Source organism: Sphingomonas sp. T1 (genome assembly GCF_902506585.1).
In the GTDB taxonomy this organism is placed as follows: Bacteria; Pseudomonadota; Alphaproteobacteria; order Sphingomonadales; family Sphingomonadaceae; genus Sphingomonas; species Sphingomonas aerolata.
The window spans coordinates 1,148,435-1,168,807 of the sequence record NZ_LR733875.1 but is presented as its reverse complement, the minus strand read 5'-3'; the positions used below and the strand labels follow the sequence as shown (position 1 = coordinate 1,168,807).

The window sequence follows — 20,373 nt, the reverse complement described above, 5'->3', positions numbered from 1 at the left end:
CCAGACGTTCCCTGCGGACGTTGCGGGCTAGCGGCGCAGGGCGCGGCGCACGGCGGTCCAGCTGACGAACTTGAAGTTCTGCGTGTCGGGGGCGTTGTCGCCGTCCTGCGCGACGAACAGGCCGCCCGGATAGGCCGGGCCGAAATCGCCGAGCATCAGGTCGATGCCGTCGGTATCGCTGGTCCCGTCGATCGCCCCGCCGCCGATCCGGAACCGTCCCGCATAGGTGACGCCGGGCAGGCGGTAGAGCGTGTAGGCGTTGTCGCCCTGGCTCGAGACGACCAGATAGCCGCCGCGGCGACCCGAGGGCGCGAGCGCGAGGCCTTCCGCATCGGCGACGAGCGTCTTGCCGTCGACCTGCGCGATCGGCGTCGCGGTCGCCGGTGCCGCCGGATCCGCGTCGAACCGCCAGAGCCCGACATCTTCTTCTGCGACGTAGAGCAGCCCGGTCCGGTCGTCGACGACGCAGCCCTCGGCCTGGCTCGCCAGCTTCATCGATCGGACGGTCGTAACCTTGGGGACCGTGCCCGAGACGTCGATCGCGACCTGATCGATCCGCCCGTCCTTCAGCACGACAAAGCCGAACAGCGCGTGATCGCGCGCGCGCGTCCACAGGCACATGCCGTAAGCCTCGCCCGGGCCGACCGGGAATCGGCCGAGCGGCGCGAGCCTCGCCGCCGCGGTGTCTAGCGTGAACAGCGAGACGTGTGCGGCGTCGACATTGGCGCGGTCGCTCGCCGCCGCGATCACGCGCGTGCCGACCGTGCGCAGGTCGACATTGTTCAGCCGGTCGGCGGGCGTGAAGCTCAGCCGCTTGCCTGCCAGGCTGTAGACGTGGATGCCCGCCTTCTTGTCCGTCCCGATGACCAGGCTCTTCGCCGGGTCGGCGGGGTTGCGCCAGATCGCGGGATCGTCCGCCGCATCCGCCGCGGTATCGACCGGATCGGTTTCCGCGGTCGCCGCGACCAGCGGCGCGGTGGCCGTCTGGGGCACGCTCGTGGTCGCGCACCCGGCGAGGATCAGCGCGACGAGCGGCAGTCCGCGCATCAGAAGGTCACCCGCACGCCGCCGGTATAGCGCCGCCCGAACGTCTCATGCTCGATCGTATAGGCGGACGAGCCGGCATAGCGGCGGCCCGGGCCGTTCAGCAGATTGGCGAAATCGCCATAAATCTCGACATTATTGTTGATCGCGTACCGCACGCTGGCGTCAAGCTCATTGTCCTTCGCCCAGTAGAAGTCGCCGCCGTCGATCCCGCGGACGACGCCGCCGATCGTGTCGGTGCCGCCGATCGCATCGAGCCATGCCGACCGGTTCTGGTAGGATACCCGCGCCGAAAAACCGTATTTCTCGTAATAGGCGATCAGATTGTAGATCGCGTCCGATGCACCGGGCAGCGGCACCTTGCGCGAGGGCAGGGCAGCCGTCCCCGGCGTCTCGGCGCGGCTCTTGTTGATCGTCGCGTTGAGCTGGACGCCGAAGCCACCCATCCATTCGGGCAGTCCGAGATCGGCAGTGAAGGGCTCGAGCTGCTGCTGGATCGCACCCTCGATGCCCATGATATAACCGCTGCCGCCGTTGACGATCGTCGAATAGAGATAGCCCGAGCGATCGACGCCGCCGGTGTTCAGCGTCGTCCGCCCGAACGTCTGCGTCGAATCGAACAGGACGTCGGTGACGTCCTTGTAATAGGCACCGATCGACAGGAAGCCGCGCGGCATCGTGTAATATTCGACGTAGAGATCGACGCCCTTCGCCTTTTCGGGCTTCGCATCGGGATTGCCGCCGGAGATGGTGGCGTTCGCATCGTTATAGCTGAGATTGGGGCGCAGCTGATCATAATCCGGACGCGCGGCGCCGGTGTTGAACGACAGCCGTGCCTTCATCCGGTCATCGACGTCCCAGTTGAGGTGGAGGCTGGGGTAGACCAGCGTCTGGCTCGACTTCACGTCGATCGGTGTTGTGACCGTCGTCGCCGCGCTGCCGGTGCCGACCGTGCCGATCGAGAAGGCGCGTGCGTCGTTGCGGATATGCTCGACGCGGGCGCCGCCGATGATGCTGCCCCAGCCGGTCGTCGCCGTCGCCATCGCATAGGCCGAATAGACCTTCTCGCCGACATCGTAGAAATTGGCGTCGCTGCGCACATAGCTGCCGACCGCCTTGGCCTGATCGACCAGTCCGAGAACCTTGTCGCGGTCGAAATACTGGAAGGTGTAGCCGAGCGGGATCTCGCCCTGGAACCCGCCGGGCTTGGCGATCGCCGAATAGTTCGTCGCGATGCCCGCCGCGGCAAACTGCGCGGGCGTCGACAGGTCGAGCAGATATTCGTTCGACGTCTTGGTGCGGTCGTCATAGCGCACGCCGGCGGCGAGGATCGTCGAGGCGCCGAACACCGACGCCTCGCGGCTGATGTCGAGCTTGGCGGTATAGGCCTCGGTCACGTCCTGCGCCTTGAGCGAGCGCAGGCGCGACAGGGTGCGCGGGAAATCCTCGATCGCCGTGACCCGGTCGCCGCGCGAAAAGCTGCCATCGGCGTTGCGGATCGTCCGGTACAGCTGCACCTTGGCGAGCTGCGGGTCGGTCAGGTCATAGCCGACGGTCAGGCGGTTGGCGGCATTCGCGCCGTTGGTGCCGAACGAGGGGCTGTCATAGTTGAGCTGTGCAGGCTGCGACCGGTCGTCGATCGAGCGGGTGTAGTTGCCGCGCCACGCGACCTTCCAGTCGCCGAGTTCGTGATCGCCGCCCAGCGTGTTGGTGAACACCGACTGCTTGTACTTGCGCACCGTGAAGTTCGAATTGAGATCGATCCCGTACACCGTGCCGAGCAGGGGGGTGTTGCCGGTGCAGACATCGGCATAGCCCGTGGTGCCCGAGGCGGGTCGCGCATTGACCGCGCAGGCCGCGGTGCCGTTCGGGGTGCGCGACTGCTGGTCGTCGAGATCGAAGATGTAATTGTTGCGCTGCTCGTCATCCTCGAACGCGGAGTAGATCGTCTCGGCGAACAGCTTGTGGCCGGGGGCGGGGCGCCAGTCGAGCCGGCTCGACAGCGAATAGTTCTTGCGCGTCAGCCGGTAGAGCTTGTTTTCGGTCTCGCGCGCCCAGTTGCGTGTCTCGTACCCGGGGCGCAGGTCGCGGTCGACCGCTTCGAAATCGGTCTCGAAATTGTCGGTGACCATGCCGCGGCGATAGAGGCTGGCGGACGAGACGATGCCGAATTCGCCGATCCCCGTGTCGAACCGGTCGGACACGACGAGTGAGCCTTCATATTCGGTCTTTTTGCCGAGCTCGACATGGCCGAGGCCGCCCTTGGCCTGAACCTTCAGTCCCGGATAGTCGAACGCCGAGCGGGTGATGATGTCGACATTGCCCGCGATCGTCTCGCCGGTCATGTCGGGGGTCACCGCTTTCCGCACGATGATCTGCGATGCGATCGCCGAGGGGATCGAATCGAACCGTGCGTCGCGACCTTCCGGGCTGACCACGTTGATCCCGTCGAACGACAGCGTCGTCCAGTTGATCGGGCTGCCGCGCAGCGTGATGTAGCGGGCCTGGCCCTGGTCGCGCTGGACGCCGACGCCGGGCAGGCGGCTGACCGCCTGCGCAACATTCTGGTCGGGCAGGCGCCCGATCGAATCCGACGCGATCACCGAGACAAGCGAGGGGCTGGTCCGCTGGATCTGCAGCGCTGCCGCTTCGGACTCGGCGATCGGGCGCGACCCCGAAACGACGATCTCGTCGCCGTCGGCACTGGTCTCGATCGTCATCGCGACATCGAGCACGACCGCCGCGTCGGTGACCGTGACGCTGCGCCGGGCATCGGGAAAGCCGACATAGCGGACGACGACGTCATGCGTCCCGGCGGGGATCCCGGCCAGCGTGAACCGGCCCGCGCGATCCGCTGCGGTGGCGAGGCCGAGAGCGGGAATCGAAACCGACGCGCCGTCGAGATAGTCGCCGCTGCCGGCCTGCGAGATCGTCCCGGTGATGCTGGCATTGCCACGCGGGGCGGGGGCTGCGGCTGCGGCAGGGCCATCGACCGGTTCGGCACGGGCGATCCCGATCGCGAGCGGGATCATCGCACTGCCGATGAGAAGCGCGCGCAAGACAGCTGGACCGCGTGCGCGGTGTGACAGGCCGATGATCATGATGGTCCCCCGATTGGTCCAGCTATGGGCTGGCTTGCCGGGGTGCCTATTGCAGACCAATGGCAGCGTGGTGACACGGGGGTGACAGTTTCGTTACGTCGTGCCCCACGTCCCTCGACACGGCGCGCCATTCCGCGTCGAGAAGCATCTTGCGTCGCCAACGCCGAGCCGATAGACGCTCGCCATCGCATCGCGACCGCCGGCGCTCATTCGCCGCACGGACGTTCAGTCGATATGCGGGTGTAGCTCAATGGTAGAGCTTTTGCTTCCCAAGCAAGTGACGAGGGTTCGATTCCCTTCACCCGCTCCACGCCGACACCGTCGGTGCCAACGCAAATTCTTTTCCACGCCGACCACCGGGTCGCGATCGCCTGTCCGGCGATGCGACCGCGGTGTCGCGTTCGGTCACTTGATCAGGATGACCGCCTTCGACAGCGTCATGTAGATCCCCCAGAGGATCGGCACGCCCACCGCCAGCCAGGCGAGTACGACGGTCGACCGCGATCCACCGCCATGCTGTGCGCTGGTGGTGGCCGTCGCGGCGTCGACGGCAGTCGTCGAAGCCACGCCTTGGGTAACCGGCATGTGGAAGCGGCTTGCCACCGGCTTCACGAACAGGTTGGCGACGAAGCCGACCACGAGCATCGCCGCGAGCATCAGGAAGATCGGCTGATAGACCTGATCGCGCGGGATCCCCGCGGCGATCCGCCCGTCGCGCATGTTGGCGACGAGCAGCGGCCCGACGACGCCCGCGGTCGACCAGGCGGTCAGCAGCCGGCCGTGGATCGCGCCGACGAACTTTGTTCCGAATATGTCCGCCAGATAGGCCGGCACGGTCGCGAAGCCGCCGCCATAGGTCGAGGCGAGGATGCAGAAGACGAGGATGAAGAGACCGAGGCTGGTGCCGGCAAGCGCGGGGGCGGCGATACCATAGAGCACGGCGCTGATCGCCAGGATCACCGCGTAGAGCGGCTTGCGCCCCAGCCGGTCGGAGAACCACGCCCAGAAGAAGCGGCCACCGATGTTGAACAGGCTGATCGCGCCGACGAACCCGGCGCCGACCGCGGCCGCGGCGACCTTCTGGCTGTCGCTGAACGCGGTGAAGAGGACGCCCGGCGCATCGATCAGGCGACCGCCGAAAATCTCCTGGAGCATCGGCGAGGCGACGCCGATGATGCCGATCGACGCGGACACGTTGAGCAGCAGGACGATCCAGATGAGCCAGAATTGCGGCGTCTTGTGCGCATCCTTCAGATCGACGTTGAACCGGCTGATCGTTGCCTTGGCATCGGTCGGCGGGGTCCAGCCGGCGGGCTTCCAGCCCTCGGCAGGCACGCGGTAGCCGAGCGCGCCGGCCATCATGAACACGAAATAGATGACTGCGAGGACGAGGAACGTCTGCCAGACGCCGACGCCGGTCGGGCCGGAGAAATGCTTCATCAAGGAGTTGGCGAGGGGGCTGCCAATCATCGCGCCGCCGCCAAAGCCCATGATCGCCATGCCCGTCGCCATGCCGCGCCGGTCGGGAAACCATTTGATCAGCGTCGAGACGGGCGAGATATAGCCGAGACCCAGACCGATGCCGCCGATCACGCCCGAACCGAGCCAGATCAGCCACAACTGGTGCATCGACACGCCGATCGCGCCGATCCCCATCCCGCCGCACCAGCAGAAGGCGGCGACGACGCCGGCCTTGCGCGGACCGGCGCGTTCGAGCCAGCCGCCCCAGATCGCGGCCGCGGCGCCGAGCACGACGAAGAAGAGGGTGTAGGTCCAGACGAGGTCGCTGACCCGCCAGTCGCAGCTGGTGGTCGTCAGCGCCTGGGCCAGCGTCATGCTTTCGCAGACCACCGGATCGGTGATCCCGATCGCGCGCGACAGCGGCAGCCAGAACACGCTGAAGCCATAGGCCATGCCGATGCACAGATGGATGGCGAGCGCGCAGGGCGGCACCAGCCAACGATCAAAGCCCGGCCCTGCTACCGTCCGTGCCCGGTCGAGCAGCCCGCCGGTTGATCCATCCGCCATCATCATCCCCTTTTTATGAAGGGGATGCATGCGGGCGGATGGAGACAAAGGGAAGCCGACTAAGGTCGCAGACGCTGAGTTTTATACAAAAACATCACCCCTGCACGCCGGTCAGGCGTCGAACAGGACCTCGAGCGGCTCGAGATCGGTGATCGTCGCGCGGACCGGTACCCCGGGCAGGATCGGCCCGACGCCCGCGGGGGTGCCGGTGAAGATCAGATCGCCGGGGGCGAGTTCGACCTGACGCGACAGCGCAGCGATCACTTCGGCGACGGACCAGATCATCATCGACAGGTCGCCCGACTGGCGCGGTTCGCCGTCGATCGTCAGCCCGATCGCACCTGTCGCAGGCGGCGCGCCCGGCGTGAGCGCGCCGATCGGGGCGGACCGGTCGAACCCCTTGGCCATGTCCCATGGCCGCCCGGCCGCCTTGGCCACCGCCTGCAGGTCGCGCCGCGTCAGGTCGATACCGACCGCATGACCGAAGATCTTCGCCGTCGCCTCCGCCGCATCGATGTCCCGCCCGCCTGCGCCCAGCGCGACGACCAGCTCGACCTCGTGATGCAGATCCTGCGTCATGCTCGGATAGGGCAGGGTGCCGCCACCGGGCACGACGGCATCGGCGGGCTTGGTGAAGAAGAAGGGCTGCTGCCGATCGGGATCCGACCCCATTTCGCGCGCGTGGTCGGCGTAATTCTGCCCGACGCAGAAGATCCTGCGGACCGGAAACCGTGCCGCGGATCCGACGATCGCGATCGTGGGGGCGGTGACGACGGGAATCTGCATCGGTTTCTCCTTCGATGGGCGCCGACCGCGTGGACCGGGGCGCGGTGCTTTGCAACAGCGTGCGGGATCGTACCGATCGCCCGTGCAGCGGGAACGTCGCGGAGTTCGGCGGGTTTGGATCGGAAACGACAGGAGATCCGCATGTCCACCCAGCCCGTACGATTCGCCCCCTCGGTCGAAACCATCGCCGACGACGAGGCCGAGACGCTGGCGTCGCTCAAGGACAGCTTTCGCGAGATCCTAGAGACCACGTCGCAGGACTATGCGCATGCCGTGCGCGCGGTTCATGCCAAGGCACATGGCATCGCGCGCGGCACACTCACGATCGCTGACGGCCTGCCTGAAACACTCGCGCAGGGCATTTTCGCACAGCCGGGGCGTCATGAGGCGGTGCTGCGCATCTCGACGAACGCGGGCGACATTCTCGATGACAGCGTCAGCCTGCCGCGGGGCGTCGCGCTGAAGATCCTCGACGTGCAGGGCGATCGCCTGCCGGGCTCTGAAGGCGAGACGACGCAGGACTTCATCATGGTCAACGCGCCGGTCTTTGCGGCACCCGATCCCAAGGCCTTTTCGAAGAACCTCAAGCTGCTCGCGAAGACGACCGACCGGTTCGACGGTGTGAAGAAGGCGATGTCGGCGACCTTCCGCGTCGTCGAATCCGCGCTGGAGGCGGTCGGGGCGGAGTCTGCGACGCTGAAGACACTCGGCGGCGCAAAACCCGTCCACCCGCTCGGCGAGACCTATTTCTCGCAGACGCCGCTGCGCTACGGGGATTATATCGCCAAGGTCGCGCTGTTCCCGGTATCACCCGCGCTGACGCGCCTGACCGGCGACACGGTAGACATCACCGCACGCCCCGATGCGCTGCGCGAGGTCGTGCGCGAGGAGCTGATCGAGCATGGCGGCGTCTGGGAGCTGCGCGTCCAGTTGAACACCGATCTCGACGCGATGCCGATCGAAGACGCGACGGTGGAATGGGATCAGCAGGCAAGCCCGTTCGTCACGGTCGCCACGCTCGAGGTGGCGCCGCAAATCTCCTGGGAACATGGCGTGACCGATCATACCGACGATGCGCTGGCGTACAGCGTGTGGCACGGCGTGGTCGACCATCAGCCGCTGGGCGGCGTCAATCGCGTCCGCAAGGAGACCTATGAGCTCTCGGCGGGATTCCGCGGGACGTTCAACGGGTGTCCGATGCACCAGCCCAAGACGCTGGCCGAACTTGCCTGACATGGCAGATGTTTTAGGACGCTCGCACACGCTGTTTCACGTCAGCGACGTTCATTTCGGCGCGGAGGATCCGGCGGCGCTCGCCTGGTTCTCCGCCTGTGTCGACGCGGAGCGGCCCGACGCGGTGATCATGACCGGCGATCTGACGATGCGTGCCACGAAGGAGGAGTTCCAGCGTGGCGGCGACTGGCTGCGCAGCCTCGGCGTGCCCGTCACGCTCGAGGTCGGCAATCACGACATCCCCTATTACTGGGACCCGTTCCGCCGGTTCTTCTCGCCCTATCAGCGTTATGCCGCGGTCGAGTCGATGATCGAGAAACCCCTGGAACTGCCCGGGATCACGATCGTCCCGCTCAAGACGACGGCCCGCGCGCAGTGGCGCTGGAACTGGTCGAAGGGGAGGGTCAGCCCGGGGTCGCTGACGCGCGCGCTGGCGATGATCGAGGATGTACCGAAGGATCACCTGGTCTTCGTCGCGGCGCATCATCCGCTGATCGAAGGCGGCACGACCGGGACAGCAAAGACCCGCCATGGCGACAGCGCATTGACCGCACTGGCCGATGCGGGAGCGCATGCCGTGCTGTCAGGTCATGTCCACGATCCCTTCGACATTCCCGTCGAACGCAGCGGCCGGGAGATCCGCATGATCGGTGCCGGCACCCTGTCCAAGCGGACGCGCGGCAGTCCGCCCGCGTTCAACGAGCTGCGCGTCACCGGCCAGCAGCTCCGGACGATCCCGCGAACGATGGGCGAAGGCACCGGCTGACCCACCAAGGCGCGCGGTTCGACCCGTTCGCCCCGCCAGTCGCCAGAAACGACAAAGGCCGCCGCCCGGATATCCGGACGGCGGCCTTTTCATTGGCGTCTGATGCGCCCGATTACTCGGGCTTGTTCAGATACTCGCCGGCATCCGCATCGGTGCCGGTGCCCGAGGTCACGACTTCGCCAAGCGCGTCGTCCCCCGTGCCGCCGGAATCGCGCGGCGAGCGGGCGAGTTCGGCGTCATGCTCTTCCTTCGCCGACTTCGGCGCGATGATCGAGGCTTCGGCCATCTTGCGCTGGGCAACGCGCATCGAGGCGTCGCGGCTGTTCGCCACGACCCGCAGGCGGTTGAGACCTGCACCGGTGCCTGCCGGGATGAGCCGGCCGACGATCACGTTCTCCTTCAGACCCATCAGCATGTCCTGCTTACCCTGGACCGCGGCCTCGGTGAGAACGCGGGTGGTCTCCTGGAACGATGCCGCCGAGATGAAGCTGCGGGTCTGCAGCGACGCCTTGGTGATACCGAGCAGGATAGGCTTGCCCTGTGCACGGGTCTGCTTCTTGTCGAGCTTCTCGTTCGTCGCGTCCATTTCCTCGCGATCGACCTGCTCGCCCTTCAGCAGCGTGGTGTCGCCGCCATCGGTGATCTCGACCTTCTGCAGCATCTGACGAACGATCGTCTCGATGTGCTTGTCGTTGATCTTCACGCCCTGGAGTCGATAGACCTCCTGGATTTCCGACACGAGATACTCGGCGAGGGGCTCGATACCCATCGTCTCGAGGATGTCGTGCGGATCGGGCGAGCCGCCGATCAGGTTGTCGCCGCGCTTGACGTAATCGCCTTCCTGCACGTCGATGACCTTCGACTTCGGCACCAGATACTCGACGACGTCGCCGCCATCCTCGGGCTGGATGCCGATCTTGCGCTTCGCCTTGTAATCCTTGCCGAACACGACGCGGCCCGAGATCTTGGCGATGATCGCCGAGTCCTTGGGGATACGCGCCTCGAACAGCTCGGCAACGCGCGGCAGACCACCGGTGATGTCGCGCGTCTTGGCGCTCTCGCGGCTGACGCGGGCCACGACGTCGCCGCCGAACACCTGTGCGCCATCCTCGACCGACAGGGTCGCACCGATCGCCAGCATGTAGCGGCCGGTCTCGCCCGACGTCTCGTCGAGCAGGGTCATGCGCGGACGCAGATCCTCCTTCGACTTGGTCGCCGCACGATATTCGATCACGACGCGCTGGGCGATGCCTGTGGCTTCGTCGGTCTGCTCGGTGAGCGTCTTGCCCTCGATCAGGTCGACATACTTGATCGTGCCCGGGTTCTCCGTGATCACCGGCATGGTGAACGGATCCCACTCGGCCATCCGGTCGCCGCGCGACACGATGTGGCCATCGTCGAACAGCACATACGCACCGTAGGGGATACGATCGACCGAGAGCTCGCGGCCGTCCATGTCGACGATCGCGATTTCACCAGAGCGGCTGAGCACCACGCGACGGCCACGCTGGTCGACGATGATACGCAGATCGCGGAACTGCACCGTACCGTCGGCATGCGCCTCGAGGTTCGACGTCTCGTTGAGCTGCGCTGCACCACCGATGTGGAACGTACGCATCGTCAGCTGCGTGCCCGGCTCACCGATCGACTGCGCGGCGATGACGCCGACAGCTTCACCGATGTTCACCGGCGTACCGCGGGCGAGATCGCGCCCGTAGCACTTGCCGCAGACGCCGATCTTGGATTCGCAGACCAGCGGGCTGCGGATCTTGCACGACTGCGTGCCGAGGCCTTCGATCGTCGTGATCATCGGCTCGTCGAGCAGCGTGCCCGACGGGATGATGACCTTGCCGGTCTTCGGATCGGTGATGTCCTCCGCGGTCGTACGACCGAGGATGCGCTCGCCGAGGCTTGCGATCGTCGAACCGCCCTGAAGGATCGCCTTCATTTCGAGTGCGCGCGTCGTGCCGCAATCGGGTTCGATGATGACGCAATCCTGCGACACGTCGACCAGACGACGCGTGAGGTACCCCGAGTTCGCCGTCTTCAACGCCGTATCCGCGAGGCCCTTACGAGCGCCGTGGGTCGAGTTGAAGTACTCAAGGACGGTCAGACCTTCCTTGAAGTTCGAGATGATCGGCGTCTCGATGATCTCGCCCGACGGCTTGGCCATCAGGCCACGCATACCGGCAAGCTGCTTGATCTGCGCCTGCGAACCACGAGCACCCGAATGGGCCATCATGTAGATCGAGTTGATCGGCTTTTCACGGCCGGTCTCCGTATCGACCTTCACCGCACGGATCTCGTCCATCATGGCGTTCGCGACCTGGTCACCGCAACGGCTCCAGGCGTCGATCACCTTGTTGTACTTCTCCTGCTGCGTGATCAGACCGTCCTGATACTGCTGCTCGAAATCCTTCACGAGTGCCTTGGTGTCGTCGACCAGACCGACCTTGGCGTCCGGAATGATCATGTCGTCCTTGCCGAACGAAATGCCGGCGCGGAACGCGTGACGGAAGCCGAGCGTCATGATCGCATCGGCGAACAGCACGGTCTCCTTCTGGCCGGTGTGACGATAGACCTCGTCGATCACGTCGCCCACGTCCTTCTTGGTGAGCAGGCGGTTGACGGTGTCGAACGGCACCTTGTGGCTGTGCGGCAGGCACTCTCCGAGCAGCATGCGGCCCGGCGTCGTCTCGTAGCGCTTGAGATACTGCTTGCCGTTCTCATCGGTCTGCGGAACGCGGCTGATGATCTTGCTGTGCAGCGTCACGGCCTGGGCGTTCAGTGCCTGATGCACTTCGGCCATGTCGCCGAGCAGCATGCCCTGGCCCGGCTCGTTCTCCTTCATCATCGACAGATAATAGAGACCCAGCACCATGTCCTGCGACGGCACGATGATCGGCTTGCCGTTGGCGGGCGACAGGATGTTGTTCGTCGACATCATCAGGACGCGCGCTTCGAGCTGCGCTTCGAGCGACAGCGGGACGTGGACGGCCATCTGATCGCCGTCGAAATCGGCGTTGAACGCGGAGCAGACCAGCGGGTGAAGCTGGATCGCCTTGCCCTCGATCAGCACTGGCTCGAACGCCTGGATGCCGAGACGGTGAAGCGTCGGCGCACGGTTCAGCATGACCGGATGCTCGCGGATCACCTCGTCCAGGATGTCCCAGACTTCCTTGCGCTCCTTCTCGACCCACTTCTTCGCCTGCTTCAGGGTCATCGACAGACCCTTCGCATCGAGACGCGCGTAGATGAACGGCTTGAACAGCTCGAGCGCCATCTTCTTCGGCAGGCCGCACTGGTGCAGCTTGAGCTCAGGCCCGGTCACGATGACCGAACGACCCGAATAGTCGACGCGCTTGCCGAGAAGGTTCTGGCGGAAGCGGCCCTGCTTGCCCTTGAGCATGTCGGACAGCGACTTGAGCGGACGCTTGTTGGCGCCCGTGATCGTGCGACCGCGGCGACCATTGTCGAACAATGCGTCGACGGCCTCCTGCAGCATGCGCTTCTCGTTGCGGACGATGATGTCCGGCGCGCGAAGCTCCATCAGGCGCTTCAGGCGGTTGTTGCGGTTGATCACGCGGCGATACAGATCGTTCAGATCCGACGTCGCGAAACGACCACCGTCCAGCGGCACCAGCGGGCGCAGCTCGGGCGGGATGACCGGCACGACCTCGAGGATCATCCATTCGGGGCGGTTGCCCGAATCGATGAAGCTCTCGACGACCTTCAGGCGCTTGATGATCTTCTTGGGCTTCAGCTCGGACTTGGTGACCGCGAGCTCTTCGAGCAGCGTGGTACGCTCACCCTCGAGATCGAGCGACTCCAGCATGATGCGGACCGCCTCGGCACCGATGCCGGCCGAGAACGCGTCCTCGCCATACTGGTCCTGCGCGTCGAGGAGCTCGTCCTCGGTCATCAGCTGGTACTTCTCGAGCGGGGTCAGGCCCGGCTCGATGACGATGTACGCCTCGAAGTACAGCACGCGCTCGAGCTGCTTGAGCTGCATGTCGAGCAGCAGGCCGATGCGCGACGGCAGCGACTTCAGGAACCAGATATGCGCGACCGGGGCGGCGAGCTCGATATGGCCCATGCGCTCGCGGCGGACCTTCGAGACGGTAACCTCGACGCCGCACTTCTCGCAGACGATGCCCTTGTACTTCATGCGCTTGTACTTGCCGCACAGGCACTCGTAATCCTTGATCGGACCGAAGATGCGCGCGCAGAACAGGCCGTCACGCTCGGGCTTGAACGTGCGATAGTTGATGGTCTCGGGCTTCTTGATCTCGCCGAACGACCAGCTGCGGATCTTGTCCGGCGATGCGATGCCGATCTGGATCTGGTCGAACGTCTCGGCCTTGGCGACCGGATTGGCGAAGGGGGTCATCTCGTTCATGAGCTGTCCTTAGGAAAAATCTTCCCCCCTACCGCTTGCGGGAGGGGGAGGGGCCCAGCCTCTTCAGGCTGGGAGGGGGTGGGCGCCCGGCATCGGCATCGCGTTTCGCTGCCGGCCGGGAGCCCACCCCTCGGTCCCCTCCCACGAGCGGGAGGGGAGGGCACAGGAGTTACTCCGCCGCGATCTGGATGCCGTCGCTGTCGAAGCCGGGCTCCGACTGCTTCAGGTCCACATTCAGGCCCAGCGAGCGCATTTCCTTGACGAGCACGTTGAAGCTCTCCGGAATGCCCGCCTCGAACGTGTCGTCACCCTTGACGATCGCCTCGTAGACCTTGGTGCGGCCGACCACGTCGTCCGACTTCACCGTGAGCATTTCCTGCAAGGTGTACGCCGCCCCGTAGGCCTGGAGCGCCCAGACCTCCATCTCGCCGAAGCGCTGACCACCGAACTGCGCCTTACCACCCAGCGGCTGCTGCGTGACGAGCGAGTATGGCCCGATCGACCGTGCGTGGATCTTGTCGTCGACCAGATGGTGAAGCTTGAGCATGTAGATGTACCCGACGGTGACCTTACGATCGAACTTGTCGCCGGTACGTCCGTCGAACAGGTCCGACTGGCCCGACGGGTCGAGACCCGCCAGTTCCAGCATCGCCGACACGTCCGCCTCGCGCGCACCATCGAACACCGGCGTCGCCATCGGCACGCCGCCCTTCAGGTTCTTGGCCAGCTCGATGATCTCGTCACCCGAACGGGCGTCGATCTCTTCGTGATACTGCTCGCCATAGACCGTCTTGAGACGATCGCGGACCGCCTCCGGCATCGCACCGGCCTTGGCCTCCGGATTCTCCTCGCGCCAGGTTTCGAGCGCGTGGGTGATCTGCTGACCCAGACCGCGTGCGGCCCAGCCCAGATGCGTCTCGAAGATCTGCCCGACGTTCATGCGCGACGGCACGCCCAGCGGGTTGAGCACGATATCGACCGGCGTCCCGTCGGCGAGGAACGGCATGTCCTCCGCCGGCAGGATGCGGCTGATGACACCCTTGTTCCCGTGACGGCCAGCCATCTTGTCGCCCGGCTGCAGCTTGCGCTTCACCGCGACGAACACCTTGACCATCTTCAGCACGCCCGGCGACAGCTCGTCACCACGCTCCAGCTTCTCGCGACGATCGTGGAACTTGTCCGTGATCAGCTTGGCGGCATCGTCATACTGGATCTTGACCGCTTCCAGATCGCTCTGGATCTTGTCGTCGGCGACCGCGAACTTCCACCACTCGTGGCGGTCGACGCTGTCGAGCAGATCCATGTCGATCACGACGCCCTTCTTGACGCCCTTGGGCGCCGAAGTGGCCGTCTGGTCGAGCAGCATCTCGCGAAGACGCGACCAGGTCGCACGGTTCAGGATCGAACGCTCGTCGTCCGAATCCTTCTTCAGACGCTCGATCTCCTCGCGCTCGATCGCCATCGCGCGCTCGTCCTTGTCGATGCCGTGGCGGTTGAAGACGCGAACGTCGACGACCGTACCCGACACGCCTGGCGGCAGGCGAAGCGAGGTGTCGCGCACGTCGCTGGCCTTCTCGCCGAAGATCGCGCGGAGAAGCTTCTCCTCCGGCGTCATCGGCGATTCACCCTTCGGCGTGATCTTGCCGGCGAGGATATCACCCGGCTCGACCTCTGCACCAATGTACACGATGCCCGCTTCGTCGAGGTTGCGAAGCGCTTCCTCGCCGACGTTCGGGATGTCGCGCGTGATGTCCTCAGGCCCGAGCTTCGTGTCGCGGGCCATCACCTCGAACTCGTCGATATGGATCGACGTGAACACGTCGTCCTTCACGATCCGCTCGGAGATCAGGATCGAATCCTCGTAGTTGTAGCCGTTCCACGGCATGAACGCGACGAGGCTGTTGCGACCCAGCGCCAGCTCGCCGAACTCGGTCGACGGACCGTCGGCGAGCACGTCGCCGGCACGGACCACGTCGCCCACCTTTACCAGCGGACGCTGGTTGATGCAGGTCGACTGGTTCGAACGCTGGAACTTCATCAGCGTGTAGATGTCGACGCCCGACTTGCCGGCATCGATCTCGCCGGTTGCACGGATCACGATACGCGCCGCGTCAACCTGGTCGACGATGCCCGCACGCTTTGCCGAGATGGCGGCGCCCGAGTCACGCGCGACCGTCTCTTCCATGCCGGTGCCGACGAACGGCGCCTCGGCCTGGACGAGCGGCACGGCCTGACGCTGCATGTTCGAGCCCATCAGTGCGCGGTTGGCGTCATCGTTTTCCAGGAACGGAATGAGCGATGCGGCGACCGAGACGAGCTGCTTGGGGCTGACGTCCATCAGCGTGATGTTGTCGGGCAGCGCCATCAGGAATTCGCCCGCCTGACGCGACGAGACGAGCTCCTCGGTAAAGCCGCCGTCGCCGGTCAGATCGGCGTTGGCCTGCGCGATCGTGTGCTTGGCCTCTTCCATCGCCGACAGGTACACGACGTCGTCGGTCACCTTGTGGTCGACGACCTTGCGGTACGGGGTCTCGATGAAGCCGTACTTGTTGACGCGGCTGAACGACGCGAGGCTGTTGATCAGGCCGATGTTCGGGCCTTCCGGCGTCTCGATCGGGCAGATGCGGCCGTAATGCGTCGGGTGAACGTCGCGGACTTCGAAGCCGGCGCGCTCACGCGTCAGACCACCTGGTCCAAGTGCCGACACGCGACGCTTGTGGGTGACTTCCGACAGCGGGTTGGTCTGATCCATGAACTGCGACAGCTGCGACGAGCCGAAGAATTCGCGAACCGCGGCAACCGCAGGCTTCGCGTTGATCAGGTCGTTCGGCATGACGGTCGAGACGTCGACCGACGACATGCGCTCCTTCACGGCGCGCTCCATGCGGAGCAGGCCGACGCGATACTGGTTCTCGAGCAGCTCGCCGACCGAACGGACACGACGGTTACCGAGGTTGTCGATATCGTCGATCTCGCCCTTGCCGTCCTTGAGGTTCACGAGCGTCTTGATGACCTCGAGAATGTCCTCGGTGCGCAGCGTCGTGACCGTGTCCTCGACGTCGAGGTCGAGACGCATGTTCAGCTTCACGCGGCCGACGGCCGACAGGTCGTAGCGATCCGGATCGAAGAACAGACCCGAGAACAGCGCCTCGGCCGTCTCGAGCGTCGGCGGCTCGCCGGGGCGCATCACGCGGTAGATGTCGGACAGCGCCTGCTCGCGCTCTTCGGCCTTGTCGACCTTGAGCGTGTTGCGGATCCACGGACCCGTTGCGACGTGATCGATGTCGAGCAGGTCGAGACGCTCGATGCCTGCCTGGTCGAGCAGTTCGAGGTTCTCGGCGGTCACTTCGTCACCGGCTTCGATGTAGATGCGGCCGGTCGACTCGTCGATCAGGTCGTATGCCGAATAGCGGCCGAAGATTTCCTCGGTCGGGATCAGCAGGTCGGTCAGACCGTCCTTGAACGCCTTGTTCGCGGCGCGCGGGGAGATCTTCTGGCCGTTCGGGAACACGACTTCGCCGGTCTTCGCATCGACGATGTCGAACATCGGCTTCTGGCCACGCCAGTTCTCGACCTGGAACGGAACGATCCAGCCACCTTGGCCGCGGACGAACGTCACGCGGTTGTAGAAGTAGTTGAGGATCTCTTCCGACGTCATGCCGAGCGCGTAGAGCAGCGCCGTGACGGGCAGCTTGCGCTTGCGATCGATGCGGACGTTGACGATGTCCTTGGCGTCGAACTCGAAATCAAGCCACGAGCCGCGATACGGGATCACGCGGGCAGCGAACAGATACTTGCCCGATGCGTGCGTCTTGCCGCGATCATGGTCGAACAGGACGCCCGGCGAGCGGTGCATCTGGCTGACGATGACGCGCTCGGTGCCGTTGATGAAGAACGTGCCGTTCTCGGTCATGAGCGGCATGTCGCCCATGTACACGTCCTGCTCCTTGATATCGATGACCGACTTGGCCTCGGTATCGGGATCGACCTCGAACGCGGTCAGACGCAGCGTGACGCGCATCGGCGCGGCATAGGTGATCCCGCGCTGGCGGCATTCCTCGACGTCGAACTTCGGCGGCTCAAGGACGTAATCGTCGAAATCGAGATAGGCCGTGCCGGCGAAATCCTGGATCGGGAATACGCTGCGCAGCGTCTTCTCGAGACCCGAGACATGGCCGATCGACTTGTCGGAGCGCAGGAACTGCTCGTAGCTCTCGCGCTGGACCTCGATCAGGTTCGGCATCTGCACGACTTCGTGGATGTTGCCGAAGACCTTGCGGATGCGGCGCTTTGCGGTGCCGCCGTCGCGACGCTGCTTGGCAGCGCCCTCGTTGATCGCCTTGGAAGCCATAGGTTATTTGCCCTCAATAAACTGACGGGTCAGCCGTAATTTCGTGCCCGGGAACCCCCGGACGGGGCGTGCAGTAACGCAAAAAGGCCGCGCGCAATCACATGCGGCGGCTTTCGGCGAATGAAACCCCGACATCCAATACGATCGACATGCTGCGCGACGGCCTGTCATTTCCCGGATGCTGTGGTGAGTGGCTCATATAGGACGGTGGTCGGCGCTTGTCAAAGCGGTCCGGTCTCGCGCGGTAAATGTCGAAGACGGGATGCCCGCGCGGCCAGGCGAGCGCGGCGCAGTGGCCCGTGGAAAAATATTTGTAATAAAATCACAATGCCACGCAACGGCTTATTGGGCGACGAGCGACCTGGTGCGGATGCGGCGCGGTTCGCGGGGATGACAGTCCTGATCAGGATTAGTAGATACCAATTGGCTACCGGGATTGAATCCGCCGCACGGCGGGGCCTTGTCGGTGTCGTTCAGCCGTCATTCGTCAGCGTCCACCCTCATTGCCGAGTTCACGCCCATGTCGATAGCCGCCCGGTCGGACCCGTCCGCGTGAGCGCCGATCCCAGTCTGGCGCCCCCAACGGGTGCGACGGCCGGTTTCGCCCCGGGGCTGGGAAGCCCGGCCTCCGCCTGTCTGCCTGTGGCGGGGGAGGGGCGCGCGGTTCTGCCGCGACTGCTGTTCGTCCATGCCGCCGACGCGGCATCGTGCCAGGCGCATGCCGAACTTCGGTCGCGGGGCTACTCCGTCGCCTGGATCGGCCATGCGGCGGAGATCGCGGCGGGAACGGCGTTCGCGCCTGACGTCGTGATTGCCGACGCGCAATCGCGGGGCGACGATCTGATCACCGTGCTCGATCAGATCGGGCACGACGGCCGGATCTGCCCGGTGATCGAGTTGCGGCCGCCGGGCGAATATCCGTCCGCCGTCCTCGGCGAGGCGATGATCGGCGAGCATCCGCTCGTCGGGTCGCTCGAGCGGACCTACAAGATCGGCGCACTCACCGCGATCCTCGCGTCGCTCGCGACCGGAACGGGCCGGTCGGAAGACGCTGCGGGCGACCGGCGCATGATCGCGGCGCTGCTTGTGGAATCGCGGCTGCTGCCTAACCTGCATTACGAGTTCCTGCCCAAGATCGACCTGACCACCGACCAGGTTGCCGGCTATGAAGCGCTCGCCCGGCTGCGCAACATCCCGGGTGTGAACCCCGAATGGCTGTTCGCCGCGATGACCGACGCGGGGATCGAGGCGGCAGCGACGATGAAGGCGGTCACCGCCGCGCTCGACCTCTGGCTTGCGCTGAGCGTCGAGCAACGGTCCGCGCCGGTTGCGATCAATTGCAGCCAGGCGGTGCTGGCCGATCCGCTGTTCCAGGCGGCGCTGGGCGATGAACTGCGCCGACGCGGCGTCGCGTCGAACGGGCCGGGACGGGGCGTCCTGATCATCGAGATCACCGAGGATGCCCGGCCGGTCGATACCCAGCGGCTGGTCCGCGACATGAACGGGTTGCGCGATCTGGGCGTGGTGTTCTCGCTCGACGATTTCGGCAAGGGGGCGACGAATTTCGATCGCGTCTTCACGTTGCCGATCGCCGAGCTGAAGATCGACAAGGACTTTTTCGGCCATTGCGCACGGCACGTGCACGAACTCGGCATCCTGCGCGAGGTCGTCCGGTCCTGCCACGCGCGGGGGCTGAGCACGGTCGTCGAGGGGGTCGAGACCGAAGAGCATCTCGCGATCGCCCGTGACCTGGGCGCTCGCTGTGCACAGGGCTTCTACTGGGGCCGGCCGATGGCGGCGGGGAGCTTCGCGCACGTCCGCGTGATCTGAAGGCCAGCAGTTCGCGATGCGGACGATCATCTGGTCGCCCTCGCGGCGCGGCTCATCGCATGGCGGCTTGCCGCCGCGACCCGTTCGGCCTCCCCGCGCTAGCGTTGCAGGAGGGAATTTTCGACGATGAGCATACAATGGCGCCGCGCGCTTCTGATCGTGCCGGCCGGCCTGGCGCTTGCGCCGCCCGCGGTCGCGCAGGAGGCGGGCCAGACGTCGGACGCCGCGTCGCAGCAGTCGACCCCACCGGCGCCCGCCGGAACGGTTCGCGGGCTCGAGCCGCTACAGGCCCGCGACACGGGGACGGCAGCGGTTCCCGTACCTGATACGCCGCGACTGGTTCTGCCGGCTCCGACGACCGCGGACGCACCGCCGCGCAGCCGCACCCCCGCGCGGGCGCCGGCGACACGCAGTGCAGAGCCGGATACGCCGCGAGCCGGGCGGGTCGATGCCGCGACGACGTCCAGGCGCGCAGCGGAGTCCCTGCCGGCCGCCGCACCGCGCGACGCGGCGGACGTTCGGACGGATCCGGCGCCCGCATCGACCGCCACCACGGCGCCGACGACTCCGGCACCAGCCCCTTCGGCAACCACCGCGAGCCCCGAAGTCGCCCCCGCCGTCGCGCCGTCCTCCGCCCCCGTCGAGCGCACGATCGCTGCGCCCGAGCAGGGCAGGGCGATGCCGTTCTGGCTGTGGCTGGCGGTCATTCCGATCGTCGTCATCGCGCTGTGGTTGCTGCGCAGGGGGCCGCGTAAACGGCATGATCGGCTGGACTATCACGAGCCCGAACCGCTGATTGACGCCGAGGCACCGCCGGCAAGACCGCTTCCCCCGC

Annotated in this window: 9 protein-coding genes, 1 tRNA gene and 1 pseudogene; 5 read left to right on the top strand and 6 right to left on the bottom strand. The window is 65.7% G+C overall.

Annotated elements, in window-relative coordinates:
• Positions 1-27: 27 nt before the first annotated feature.
• Both GV027_RS05180 and GV027_RS05175 read right to left on the bottom strand, forming a co-directional pair.
• A complete protein-coding gene (locus GV027_RS05180) occupies positions 28-1,047 on the bottom strand; it encodes a phytase (RefSeq protein WP_201302575.1) in 1,020 nt (339 codons plus the stop codon).
• Entirely contained in the window at positions 1,047-4,103 is a 3,057-nt protein-coding gene (locus GV027_RS05175) for a TonB-dependent receptor (RefSeq protein ID WP_159511178.1), read from the bottom strand. Before GV027_RS05175 ends, GV027_RS05180 begins: the two co-directional genes overlap by 1 nt.
• A 278-nt stretch (positions 4,104-4,381) precedes the next feature.
• Between GV027_RS05175 and GV027_RS05170 the strand changes: the two genes are divergently transcribed.
• Positions 4,382-4,455 (top strand) — tRNA-Gly (locus tag GV027_RS05170).
• A 95-nt stretch (positions 4,456-4,550) separates the two neighbouring features.
• Here GV027_RS05170 and GV027_RS05165 read toward each other — a convergent pair.
• Together GV027_RS05165 and GV027_RS05160 are read right to left on the bottom strand one after the other, a co-directional pair.
• Positions 4,551-6,173 carry an OFA family MFS transporter gene (locus tag GV027_RS05165; protein ID WP_201302574.1) on the bottom strand — a complete coding sequence of 541 codons (1,623 nt, stop codon included), beginning with the start codon at positions 6,171-6,173 and terminating at the stop codon, positions 4,551-4,553.
• A 111-nt stretch (positions 6,174-6,284) separates the two neighbouring features.
• Positions 6,285-6,959, bottom strand: a complete 675-nt coding sequence (locus GV027_RS05160; protein ID WP_159511177.1) for a fumarylacetoacetate hydrolase family protein — start codon at positions 6,957-6,959, stop codon at positions 6,285-6,287.
• 141 nt (positions 6,960-7,100) lie between these two features.
• On the opposite strand from GV027_RS05160, the gene GV027_RS05155 reads away from it, so the two are divergent.
• Entirely contained in the window at positions 7,101-8,192 is a 1,092-nt protein-coding gene (locus tag GV027_RS05155) for a catalase family protein (protein WP_159511176.1), read from the top strand.
• A 1-nt stretch (position 8,193) separates the two neighbouring features.
• On the top strand, positions 8,194-8,958 hold the full coding sequence (locus GV027_RS05150; RefSeq protein ID WP_159511175.1) for a metallophosphoesterase family protein: 765 nt from the start codon (positions 8,194-8,196) through the stop codon (positions 8,956-8,958).
• A gap of 112 nt (positions 8,959-9,070) precedes the next feature.
• On the opposite strand, the gene rpoC is transcribed toward GV027_RS05150, so the two are convergent.
• A complete protein-coding gene (rpoC, locus tag GV027_RS05145) occupies positions 9,071-13,357 on the bottom strand; it encodes a DNA-directed RNA polymerase subunit beta' (RefSeq protein ID WP_031393739.1) in 4,287 nt (1,428 codons plus the stop codon).
• 169 nt (positions 13,358-13,526) lie between these two features.
• Positions 13,527-17,708: a DNA-directed RNA polymerase subunit beta gene (rpoB, locus tag GV027_RS05140; protein WP_031393738.1), complete on the bottom strand. Its 4,182-nt coding sequence runs from the start codon at positions 17,706-17,708 to the stop codon at positions 13,527-13,529.
• 552 nt (positions 17,709-18,260) lie between these two features.
• On the opposite strand from rpoB, the gene GV027_RS05135 reads away from it, so the two are divergent.
• On the top strand, positions 18,261-19,538 hold the full coding sequence (locus GV027_RS05135; RefSeq protein ID WP_159511174.1) for an EAL domain-containing protein: 1,278 nt from the start codon (positions 18,261-18,263) through the stop codon (positions 19,536-19,538).
• A gap of 126 nt (positions 19,539-19,664) precedes the next feature.
• Positions 19,665-20,373 (top strand): annotated as a pseudogene (locus GV027_RS21660) (hypothetical protein); the annotation flags it as partial.

What these genes read in the sequence shown, in the direction of transcription:
- GV027_RS05180 (WP_201302575.1), bottom strand. Translation starts at nt 1,047, where the DNA reads ATGCGCGGACTGCCGCTCGTCGCGCTGATCCTCGCCGGGTGCGCGACC.
- GV027_RS05165 (WP_201302574.1), bottom strand. Translation starts at nt 6,173, where the DNA reads ATGGCGGATGGATCAACCGGCGGGCTGCTCGACCGGGCACGGACGGTA.
- GV027_RS05160 (WP_159511177.1), bottom strand. Translation starts at nt 6,959, where the DNA reads ATGCAGATTCCCGTCGTCACCGCCCCCACGATCGCGATCGTCGGATCC.
- GV027_RS05155 (WP_159511176.1), top strand. Translation starts at nt 7,101, where the DNA reads ATGTCCACCCAGCCCGTACGATTCGCCCCCTCGGTCGAAACCATCGCC.
- GV027_RS05150 (WP_159511175.1), top strand. Translation starts at nt 8,194, where the DNA reads ATGGCAGATGTTTTAGGACGCTCGCACACGCTGTTTCACGTCAGCGAC.
- rpoC (WP_031393739.1), bottom strand. Translation starts at nt 13,357, where the DNA reads ATGAACGAGATGACCCCCTTCGCCAATCCGGTCGCCAAGGCCGAGACG.
- rpoB (WP_031393738.1), bottom strand. Translation starts at nt 17,708, where the DNA reads ATGGCTTCCAAGGCGATCAACGAGGGCGCTGCCAAGCAGCGTCGCGAC.